Source organism: Archangium sp. (assembly GCF_036277355.1).
Taxonomy (GTDB): domain Bacteria; phylum Myxococcota; class Myxococcia; order Myxococcales; family Myxococcaceae; genus Archangium.
On record NZ_DASUNC010000134.1, the window covers coordinates 1 to 3240 of the forward strand.

At 68.0% G+C, this 3240-nt stretch carries 4 protein-coding genes and 1 pseudogene; all 5 read left to right on the forward strand.

The window, feature by feature from the left end:
* On the forward strand, positions 1 to 1177 hold a 1177-nt coding region (locus VFZ09_RS32495; protein WP_329731609.1), incomplete at its 5' end, for a DUF2380 domain-containing protein.
* Positions 1174 to 1644, forward strand: a complete 471-nt coding sequence (locus tag VFZ09_RS32500; protein ID WP_329731610.1) for an NUDIX hydrolase — start codon at positions 1174 to 1176, stop codon at positions 1642 to 1644. The genes VFZ09_RS32495 and VFZ09_RS32500, both read left to right, overlap by 4 nt.
* A 22-nt stretch (positions 1645 to 1666) precedes the next feature.
* On the forward strand, positions 1667 to 2137 hold the full coding sequence (locus VFZ09_RS32505) for an NUDIX hydrolase (RefSeq protein ID WP_329731611.1): 471 nt from the start codon (positions 1667 to 1669) through the stop codon (positions 2135 to 2137).
* Between the two features lie 22 nt (positions 2138 to 2159).
* Entirely contained in the window at positions 2160 to 2630 is a 471-nt protein-coding gene (locus VFZ09_RS32510) for an NUDIX hydrolase (RefSeq protein ID WP_329731612.1), read from the forward strand.
* Between the two features lie 227 nt (positions 2631 to 2857).
* Positions 2858 to 3240, forward strand: a pseudogene (locus tag VFZ09_RS32515) (DUF2380 domain-containing protein); the annotation flags it as partial.

Consider the following 3240-nt stretch of genomic DNA (forward strand, 5'->3'; position numbering starts at 1 on the left):
CCGCCGCCTTTCCCGTGAGCTGCCCAGACTCCGGGCCAGTCACCAGGGCATCGCTCGTGCGGGCAACGGCATCTTCGTCCGCTACATCGAATATGGGGAACGTCAGCTGCGGTGGATGGACGCCGAGCTGGCCGCCGCCACGCGCCTGGCAACCGCCGCCTCCCAGGTGGAGGACCCGGACATGCAGCTGGCCCTGCTGCGCCTGGCGGGCCCCCGGCTGGAGGCCGCCATGCTCGGCTCCCTGCTGCTGGCCGTCTGGTTCGACTTCCTCCTCCTCACCGACGACGCGCTCTCCCGCCGCCTCTACAGCGTGGAGTGGTTGTACGTGGACATGGAGCGCTTCCAGATGCTGCTCGAGCCCGCCCTGACGGCGCTCTCCTCGCTCGAGCCCGCGCGGGTGGAGGCGACGGCGGAGGACATGCCCGCCCTGGTGGGCCATCTCACCCGCGAGTTCGAGACATTGCGAGAGACCGTGCGCAAGGGAGCGGAGACCCTCCAGAAGATACTGGTGCTCAAGGAGGCTGCGGAGGCGCTCACCCTGGTGTCGGCGCTGAAGTTCACCCTGCCCGCGCTGCGCGCGGCGGCTCCCGCTACGCTGGGCATGGGTTTCATGGTGGGCTCGCACGGCGTGATGATGGGCACGCGCCTTGTCCTCTCCGCCGAGTGGGTGGAGATGATGCAGCGGCTGGTACGGGCCGGCGTCCTGTCACTTCCCGCCGTCAGCGCGGCGGTGCGCATACAGGCCGGCCAGGTGATGATGGCGCACGGGGAGCTGCCGCGCGGCGTGCGCGAGGCCCTGGGCGAGGGGCCGGAGGTGCGCGGCATGCGCGTGACGGACAGAGCGGGGGCTGGCATGGCCGAGCCACCAGGGCACCACGTCATGCCTCAAGAGTTCCGCGAGTGGTTCGAGAAGCGCGGCTTCACCGGCGAGATGGACATCAACAAGTTCTGCGTGAAACTGGAGCAGGCACACCATCAGGCCATCCACGGTGGGGGGAACTGGAAGCTGGGGCGCACCTGGCCCGACGAATGGAACCGCATGATCATGGACGCGCTCTATCAAGCCGAAGCCAAGGCGGGCCGGATGTTGACGCGGAACGAGGTCCTGGACATCGTCGCATACCGGATGAGGCGCTATAACATCCCAATGGAGTTCGCTCATCGGAGAGGGCGATGAGCGGCGGACAGACGTGGCAGGGCAACTGGAGGGTCCGCCTCTATGAGCGAGTCCGTGAACGCGGTTATGATTCGCTCACCTCCTTCGCGAATGCCCGCCCCACCGCCTCACTGGTGGCGCTGGCCGAGGAACTTGGCGAGGCGGATGTGGCCGGGGTGCAGGTGCTGAACGGGTTGCTCGCCGAGGCGGAGCAGCGCAAACAGGTCACGCGCTTTGTCCGCGACATGCTTGTGCGCGAGCTGTCCGAGTGTCTTCCCGAGGGCTGGCCGCCCCTGCTGGATGACGCCAATCGTTTCAAGGTTGCCAAGGCACTCGGCTCGTGGTTCGCCGATACCCCAGAAACTCATAGAGCCCGTGTCGATAAGGCCAGCGATGCGCTCCTGGCCACGCCACCGCCGCCCGGATGGCGCCCGCTCGGCCCCGACGACGAACTGCTCGTCACCCTCCTGTCCGACGAGGAAGTTTGAACTTCATCCGCTGGAGAGGGCGATGAGCGACGGACGTGCGTGGCAGGGCAACATCAAGGCGCGCCTGTACGAGCGGGTCCGCGAGCGGGGTTACGATTCCCTCACCGCCTTCGCCGAGGCTCGCCCTACGGCCTCGTTGGTGGAACTGGCCGAGGAGCTGGGTCCAGACGATATCGCCGGGGTGCAGGTGTTCAGCGGGTTGCTCGCCGAGGCGGAGCGGCGCAAGCAGGTCACTCGTCTGGTGCGCAGTGTCCTCGTACGCATGTTGTTCCAGAGCCTCCCTGAAGGCTGGCCGTCCGTCATGGACGACGCCAACCGCTTCAACGTCGCCAAGGCACTCGGCGCGTGGTTTGGCTACACTCCTGAGTCCCATGAGGCACGCGCCGAGCATGTGATGACAGCGCTCCGCGCCACACCTCCGCCGCCCGGATGGCGCCCGCTCAGCCCCGACGACACGCTGCTGCTCACGCTCCTGCCCGACGAGGAAGCTTGAACTTCATCCGCAGGAGAGGGCGATGAGCGACGGACGTGCGTGGCAGGGCAACATCAAGGCGCGCCTGTACGAGCGGGTCCGCGAGCAGGGTTACGATTCACTCACCGCCTTCGCCGAGGCCCGTCCTGCCGTCCCGCTCTATTTATTAGCCGAGGAGCTTGGCGAGGATGACATCGCCGCAGTGCAGGTATTCAGTGGGTTGCTCGCCGAGGCGGAGCGTCGTAATCAGGTCACACGACTGGTGCGTGATGTGCTCGTGCGCGAACTTGCCGACGGACTCTCCAGCGGTTGGCCACCCGTGATGGACGATGAGAACCGTTTCGAGGTCGCCATGGCGCTTGGGCGCTGGTCCGCCTACACCCCAGAAACGCATAAGGAGCGCGTCCGGCGGGCAGGAGATGCACTCCTCGCCACGCCACCTCCACCCGGATGGCGCCCGCTCGGCCCTGACGACGAACTGCTCGTCACCCTCCTGCCCGACGAGGAAGTCTGAAGTCCATGGCTGGAAGCGAAGCCGCTGCCAGCCTCCGGCAATTGGGCATCCCACGGGTAGACTGGAGGCCCGCCAACGGAGGTGCTGATGACGTCCTGGTCGCTGGTGCTGCTGCTCTCCCAGGCTCAAAGGCCTGACAACCTCCCCGAAGAGGCCACGAAGCCAGGGAGGTTGGCCCGGGCAGGAAGGCTCGGGAGCCGTCACTCGCAGGGGCCTGGGGGTGGAGCATGCGCGCTGACCCGCCCGCGGTGAGGTGCACGGGGCTGCTGCTCGCCCTCGCCCTGCTGTCCAATGCCTGCGCACCGCTGACGCCACCGCCCGGCCGGGCAACGCACCTGCGCTACTCGCACGGTGAGGGCGCCACTCCCGCGTGGGCGCAAGACCCGGGTGAACCGCCCACGCCCGAGCCCGAGGGGACACAGCGGCTGCACCGCCGCCAGCAGGCACGGCAGATGATGACGGCGGTGGGCCCGGGCGATGCGGACACCCAGGCACGGGGGAGCGCCCTGGCGTCCCACCTGGCTTTGCTGGGGGCCGTGGACGAGGTGTCCGCCTCCACCCGCCGCCTTTCCCGTGAGCTGCCCAGACTCCGGGCCAGCCACCAGGGCAT

What these genes read in the sequence shown, in the direction of transcription:
- VFZ09_RS32500 (WP_329731610.1), top strand. Translation starts at nt 1,174, where the DNA reads ATGAGCGGCGGACAGACGTGGCAGGGCAACTGGAGGGTCCGCCTCTAT.
- VFZ09_RS32505 (WP_329731611.1), top strand. Translation starts at nt 1,667, where the DNA reads ATGAGCGACGGACGTGCGTGGCAGGGCAACATCAAGGCGCGCCTGTAC.
- VFZ09_RS32510 (WP_329731612.1), top strand. Translation starts at nt 2,160, where the DNA reads ATGAGCGACGGACGTGCGTGGCAGGGCAACATCAAGGCGCGCCTGTAC.